The organism is Streptomyces sp. NPDC001156 (genome assembly GCF_053598275.1).
Map to the genome: position 1 here is coordinate 1 of NZ_JBSFJX010000315.1, position 7164 is coordinate 7164.

3 protein-coding genes and 2 pseudogenes are annotated in these 7164 nt (G+C 72.8%); all 5 read right to left on the reverse strand.

From position 1 onward, the window contains the following. Positions 1 to 631 (reverse strand): annotated as a pseudogene (locus tag ACWDA7_RS48805) (right-handed parallel beta-helix repeat-containing protein); the annotation flags it as partial. Between the two features lie 8 nt (positions 632 to 639). Beyond that, positions 640 to 2604: an alginate lyase family protein gene (locus ACWDA7_RS48810; protein ID WP_450614157.1), complete on the reverse strand. Its 1965-nt coding sequence runs from the start codon at positions 2602 to 2604 to the stop codon at positions 640 to 642. Further along, positions 2601 to 4832 (reverse strand): bi-domain-containing oxidoreductase, encoded by a 2232-nt coding sequence (locus ACWDA7_RS48815; RefSeq protein WP_450614159.1) that lies wholly within the window; start codon positions 4830 to 4832, stop codon positions 2601 to 2603. Before ACWDA7_RS48815 ends, ACWDA7_RS48810 begins: the two co-directional genes overlap by 4 nt. A gap of 17 nt (positions 4833 to 4849) precedes the next feature. Then, positions 4850 to 6784, reverse strand: a complete 1935-nt coding sequence (asnB, locus tag ACWDA7_RS48820; RefSeq protein ID WP_450614161.1) for an asparagine synthase (glutamine-hydrolyzing) — start codon at positions 6782 to 6784, stop codon at positions 4850 to 4852. A 3-nt stretch (positions 6785 to 6787) separates the two neighbouring features. After that, positions 6788 to 7164, reverse strand: a pseudogene (locus ACWDA7_RS48825) (Wzz/FepE/Etk N-terminal domain-containing protein); the annotation flags it as partial.

The following is a 7164-nucleotide window of genomic DNA, read 5'->3' on the forward strand; positions in this document are numbered from 1 at the left end:
CGCCGCCGCTCTTGTACGCGTTCATTCCGTACTGCCCGTTGTCGCGCAGGCAGCTGAAGCGGACCCGCTGGTGGGCACCGGCCATCAGCCCCGCCCCGGAGTTGTCCTGGATCATCGCGTGCTCGATCACCCACCCGTCGGCCGAGTCGTGGTTGACCACGCCCTCGTTCTGCGGTGCGACGAAATGCTGCACGGTCAGGTAGCGGATGGTGACGTCGCGGGCGGTGCCCGCGAACGCGTACTGGTTGGTCTTCCCGCCGTCGAGCACCGCGCCCGGCGCGCCGAGGTAGCGGTCTCCCTTCTTGGGGATGACCTGGGCGTAGCGGTCCGGGTCGAGCCTGTGCTTGCCGGGTCGGAGCCAGAACGTGGTGTTCGGGGGGCTGTTCTTGGTCTTCGCGGCCAGGTCGCCGACGACCGCGGGGTCGACCGTCACCGCGCCCGCCGGCGCCTTCGCCGGTCCGGCCGTGGGGTTGGCGCACACCCGGGCCACGGCCCGGGCCGCGGACGTGGACGGCGCGGCGGTCGGCTCCGCTGCCCGGGTGCCCGACGTGCTGTCGCAGCCGGTCGCCGTCAGCAGGGCCAGCGCCAGCGGTGCCGCCGCCAACGCCCAGTGCCGCCTCTTGATCCCCACGTGCCCCCCTAGCCGCGGAACCTGAGCACGGTGGTGAACCCGCCCGCGCCGTCGGCGGGGCTGATGCCGGTGCCGATCAGCGTTGTGGCGGGTTCCTTGCGCCCGAAGCCCGCGGAGTACCACCCCAGCGGCGGGTCACTCTCGCCGCGGTGCGCCCGCCAAGACAGCTGCCCGGGCAGGTCGAGCACCGCGGAACGCCCCTCGCCGTCCCGGATCCAGGTGAGTACCGCCCGGTTCCCCACCAGGTCCGCGGCGATCTCCGGACCGAGGTGGAACGCCAGGTGCACGGCCCGGCGCGGGCCGCGCACCTCATCGACCACCTTCAGCTCCTGGCTCGCGGCCGTCAGCTCCACCCGGCGGCGGTGCACGGAGCCCTGGTACCCGTCGTGCTCGGCGCACCAGCGGGCCACGTCCTCGCCGGACGGGTCCGCCGTGAGGACGCGGGTGCGGGCCTGCCGGGTCCACAGGAACGGGCCGCCGGACACGGACTGGTCGGCGCCGTCCAGTTGCAGCGTGTTGTGGCCGAGGGTCGACCGGAAGTACTGCCGCCATTCGGGCTGTCCGTGGTAGCAGAACGTCCCCGGGTCGGCGAGGACGTCGACCCCGTCGTGCCGGACCTCCACGGACAGCGCGTCCGCGTGGGCGTGCGCGGCAATGGACAGGAATCCGTGCGGACCGCCGTCGCAGCGGCACCAGATCTCACCCGGACCGCGCAGCACGGTGAGCCCCGCGTCGGCGAAGTGGGCCGGGCGGCTTGCCGGGCGGGACACAGCCGGGGCGGTGCCGTCTTCCGGGTACGGCCGGACGAGCGCGGCCAGCAGCGGGGTGCGCACGTCGGTGCCGGTCGCTGCCGGCCACCAGTCGAGCCGTCCGAACACGGCGTCGCCGGTGGCCAGCAGCGAGGCCCAGCGGTCGGTGCCCGCGCCGTCCACGACCAGGCCGTGCCCGTCGTCCGCGTCCCCCTGGCGCGGCGGCCGCAGCCGGCTGTCCACGACGGCCGCGAGCGCGTCGGTCATCCGCAGCAGCACCAGCCGGATCGACGCGGGGACCGGTACGCCGGCGGCGTCCGCCTCGGCGACCGCGGCCAGGCCCAGTTCGAGTACGAGTCCGTGGTACTCGCTGGCCAGTTCGCGGTTGAGGCCGGAGGGAAAGGTGTTGCCGCGCAGGTGCCGCTCCAGCGACCGCAGCGCGTCGGCCCGCCAACGCGCCGAGGAGGGAAACCACCCGAACGCGCAGGCCGCGGCGAACTGCCCGGCGGCCTCGGCGATGACGTGGTTGTTCGCCGAGGAGCCCCGGCTGGGGAAGGCGGCCAGCCAGCGCTGGTGGTGCCAGATCTGGTTCAGTGCCACCGGGTTGCCCTCGAACAGCTCGGCCGTGCCCGGCCAGCCCTCGAGCAGCCGGCGGATCCACACCCAGGACAGCAGCCGGATCCCCAGCTCGATGCCGCTGATCCAGTGCACGCCCCGCAGCGGGGGGTTGGCCGTCCACCACGACCGCAGGTGCTCGGCCACGCGCTCGGCGTACCGCTCGTTCCCGGTGATCGCGTAGGCGGCGGCGAGCACGGTGAGGTACTGGTGCCGGGACGGCTCCCAGATCTGCTTGATGTCCCCGACCGCGTCCTCGTTGCGGTACGGCACGTCGAAGGCGTAACCCGACGGCGCCCGGCGCCCGGTCTTCGGGTCGTACCACCAGTCCGGGTCGGTCAGGTCGTCGCGTTCCACCCCGAAGTACTCGGCGTGCCCGGCCATCAGCCGGTCCGCCTCGGCGATGAGACGTTTCGCGGCGTCCGGGGGCACCGCGTCGATCGTTCCTGCGGGCAGTACCGCGGTGAACCGGGCGCCGGTCACGCTCGGGCAGTCCGGCCGCGCCGACCGCCACCGGCGTCTGCGCACCGTGTCGCCCACCCGGCCCGCGACCTCCTGCGGTCCCATCCGGGACAGCCGCCGCAGGTACCAGCCCGCGCTCATGGTCATCGGGTCCTCGCCAACGTCACCGGCACGCCGCCGGCCAGGCCGGCCTGCACGGCGAGGGTGGCCGCCGTGGTGGCGACCAGCGACTGGAGCGGCACCGGCATCGGACCGCCGGTCCGCACGGCCTTGATGAACGCGGCCAGTTCGGCGGACTGGCCCTTGTCCCGGGCCTTGGGCAGCCGCGAACTGACCCACCGCTTGCGGCCGTAGACCGAGGCACGGACGAAGTCGTCGAGCCGCAGCACCTTGCCGTCCGCGACCAGGTCCAGCGTCTCCTTGGGGAAGCCGGGCGCGCCGGTGGTGACGTAGCTGATGGTGGCGGTGGACCCGTCCGGGTAGCGCAGCACGACCTGCAGATCCTCGTTGCCGGGCGGGGTGATCGCGTACACCGAGACCGGGTCGGCCTCGAGCAGCCAGCTCGCCGTGTCGATGAAGTGCCCGCCCTCGCCCGCGAACCGCGAGCCCTCGGTGCCCTGGCGGAGGTACCAGCTGCCGTGGTCCAGCCGGCCCGCATTGACCAGGTAGCGCAGGCTCGCCGGCCCGGTCCGGGCGCCGAACCGCTTCCTGGCCTCGGTCAGCAGCGGCGCGAACCGGCGGTTGAAGCCCACCTGCAGACGGTCGTTGCCGGACTCCTCCACCGCCGCGAGCACACCGGCCAGCTCGTCCTCGGTGAGGGCCAGGGGCTTCTCCACGAACACCGTCTTGCCGGCCAGCAGTGCCCTTCGGGTCAGTTCGGCGTGCGAGCTGTGGCGGGTGACCACGAACACCGCGTCGATGGACTTGTCGCCGAGCACGGCGTCGAGATCGGTGCTCGCCTCGGCGAAGCCGAACTTCCGCTTCGCGTTGGCCGCGGACAGCGCCGTCGTGGTGACGACCGTCGACAGCTCGACGCCCTCGCGCTGTGCCAGGTGCGGCAGCAGCATCGACGTCGCGTAGTTCCCCGCGCCGACGAACGCGAGGCGCACCGGTGACGTGGCGGCCCGGGCCGGGGTGGACGCCCCGCCGCCGCTCCGCTCGACGCGGCTGACCCGCCCGCCTCCGCCCGGGTCGGGCCGCACGTTCACCGCGGGCACGGTCACTGCCGGGGCGGCCTCCGCCTCCGTCGCGTGTTCGGGGTACCGGAACAGCACGGCCACGGCCTTCAGGTCGCCGTCCTTCAGGCGCCGGTACGTCTCGACCGCGTCGTCGAAGTCGGCGATGTGGGAGACCAGGGGCTCCACGTCGACCCTGCCACGGGCGAGAAGATCGAGGAAGCACGCCAGATTGCGACGCTCGGTCCAGCGCACGTAGCCGATCGGGTAGTCCCGCCCCTCCAGCTCGTACTCGGGGTCGTAGCGCCCGGGGCCGTAGGAACGCGAGAACCGGACGTCGAGCTCCTTCTCGTAGTACGCATTCCACGGCAGGTCCAGACGGCACTTGCCGATGTCGACGACCCGGCCGCGGTCCCGGCAGAGCCGGGCGGCCAGCTCGACGGGCTGGTTGCTGCCGCCGCCGGCGGCCAGGTACACCTGATCCACGCCGTGGCCACCGGTGAGCTCGGCGACGGCGGCCTCCACGGCCGCGGACGCGGGATCGCCGCAGGCCACGGCTCCCAGGCGCTCGGCCAACTCGCAGCGCACCGGGTCGGGGTCGACCCCGACGACGCGGACCCCCGAGGCGGCGAGGAGCTGCACCACCAGCTGCCCGATCAGCCCGAGGCCGATGACCAGCGCCACCTCGCCGAGCTGCGGCCCGCCCTGGCGGACGCCCTGCATCGCGATCGACCCGACGGTGCCGAAGGCCGCGTGCCGCGGCGCGAGGCCGTCCGGCACCCGGGCGTAAAGGTTCTTCGGCACCCAGTTCAACTCGGCGTGCAGCGCATGCTCGTTGCCGGCGCAGGCCACGAGGTCGCCGACCTTCACGTCGTCGATCCCGGCACCGACCTGCTCGACCACCCCGCACAGCGAGTAGCCCAGCGGCGTGTAGGAGTCCAGCTTGCCCATCACCTTGCGGTAGGTGGCCGGCACCCCGTTGGTGGCCACGCTCTGCATGACCTTGGCCACCTGGTCCGGCCGGGAGCGGGCCTTGCCCAGCATCGACATGCCGGCCTCGGACACCTTCATGAGCTCGGTCCCGGTGGAGATCAGCGAGTAGGCGGTGCGGACCAGCACACCGCCCGGCTTGCACCCCGGCACCGGAACGTCGAGCACCGCCAGCTCGCCGCTCTTGTAGTTCTGCACAACCTGCTTCACCCGAAGTCCCCTGATTCCTAAGCCGTCAGCCGAGTGCTCTGGCCGGACCCGGAGGTCGCGTCGCGATACCAGTACTCGAGGGTCAGTACGTGCCACAGATGCTTGGAGAAGTCCCGCTGTCCGGCGGCGTCCTCGGCGACCATGCGCGCCAGCGCGTCACGGCGCAGGAACCCGGAGCGGACCAGTACGCCGTCGTTGACCACCTCGCGCACCAGCGGTGCCAGGTCCCGGCTCATCCAGGCCCGCAGCGGGGCGCTGAACAGGCCCTTGGGCCGGTACACGATCTCCCGGGGCAGGACCGAGGTGGCCGCCTCCTTGAGGACGGCCTTGCCCTGCCGTCCGACGATCTTGCGGTCGCCGGGCACGGCGAACGCCGCCTTGACCACCTCGACGTCCACGTACGGCACCCGCACCTCGGTGGAGGCGGCCATGCTGGAGCGGTCCGTGTACGTGAGGTTCAATCCCGGCAGGAACATCCGGGCGTCGGTGAGGCACATCCGGTTGACGAAGTCGTCGAGGTCGTTGTCCTGGTAGACGTCCGCGTGCTCGGTCAGCACGTCCTCGACCGCCGGGGCCAGGTCCGGATCGAGCAGGGCGAGCAGCTCGTCCTGGTCGTACATGGTGTAGCTGCGCCGGAACGCGGTCTCCTCCGGCAGATCGGCGAAGGAGAGGAACCGCTTGGCGAACCGCACCGACCGGTACCCCCGGCGGCTCGTGGCGACCGGCAGCCGGTCCACGGCCCCCGACACCCCGCGCCGCAGGGCCCGCGGGACCCGCTGATAGCGCAGCGCGATCAGGTTGGCCAGGTGCTTGCGGTAACCGGCGAACAGCTCGTCCGCGCCCATCCCCGAGAGCATCACCTTGACCCCGGCCTCCCTGGCGGCCGAGCAGATCAGGAACGTGTTGATCGCTGCGGGGTCGCCGATCGGCTCGTCCAGGTGGTACGTCATCTGCGGCAGCAGGTCGAGCACATTCGGTGCGATCTCGATCTCATGCAGGTCGACGCCGAACCGCTCGGCCACCTGCCGGGCATAGCGCAGGTCGTCCGGCATCGCCTCGAACCTGGCGTCCTCGGCGCGGAACCCGATCGTGTAGGCGGAGATCCCCGGCTGGTGGCGGGCCGCCAGCGCGGTCAGATAGCTGGAGTCGAGGCCGCCGGAGAGGAAGGTCGCCACGGGTACGTCGGAGAGCAGGTGACGCCGGGTCGACTCCTCGACGATCGCGGCCAGGTCCGGCTGCTCGCCGGCCAGGGCCCGCTCCCGGCCCTCGGCGGCGACGTCCTTCAGGTGCCAGAACCGGCCGCGCTCCACCCGGCCGTCAGGCCGGCACCGCAGCCAGCTCCCCGGCGGCAGCTTCTCCGCCTCACGCAACGCGCACCGCGAGTCCGGCACCCAGTAGAACAGCAGCGAGGCCACCAGCGCCGCGTCGTCCACCTGCAACGACCCGCCGGTGGCGACGGAGAGCGCCTTCAGCTCGGAGGCGAACACCAGACCCCCGCCGCGCCGGAGCAGGAACAGCGGCTTGATGCCGAGCTGGTCGCGGGCGAGCACCAGCTCACCGGTCCGCTCGTCGAAGATCCCGAACGCGAACATGCCGCGCAGCCGGGGCAGACAGTCCGTGCCCCAGCGCCGCCAGGCCTCCAGCAGCACCTCCGTGTCGGAGGTACCGCGAAAGCGCACCCCGGCGGCCGCCAACTCGGCCCGCAGCTCGGGCGCGTTGTACAGCTCGCCGTTGTACGTCAGGACCAGGCCGTCCGAGACCATCGGCTGGGCGCCGGTCTCGGACAGGTCGATGATGGCCAGCCTGCGGTGCCCGAGGTGCACCTCGCCGTCACCCACGGGGTGGCTGTAGCGGCCCGCGCCGTCCGGACCGCGGTGGGCGAGAGTATCGGTGAGCCGGTCGGTCACGATCTTTCCGTCCGGCCATCGGTAGGTGCCTGCGATGCCACACATGTGCTAGCGCACCTCCTGCTCGTTGTCCGGGACCCGTGCCGCCCACACCGGCAGCCGCTCCGCCCCCTGCCGGCCCGTCCCGTTCTGCCGGTGCCGGCCCGTCCCGCTCTGCCGGGCCAGCCGCTCGCTCTGGCCACGCAGCGCGGTCTGCAGCCCGTCCCACAGGGTGCCGTCGGTCCGGTCCCGCGGATCGGGGTCGATCAGCACCACGCCGATCACCGGGATGCGCTGGTCGGCGAGCTGCCGCGCCGCGGTGTGCAGCCATGCGGCGCTGCCGTGTCCGGCCCGCACCACGAGCACGGTCTGGGTGCCGAGGTACTGGAGGTCGGTCCACGCCGTGCCGGGCGCCACCGAGCCGACGCCGATCCTGCGCTCCTGGG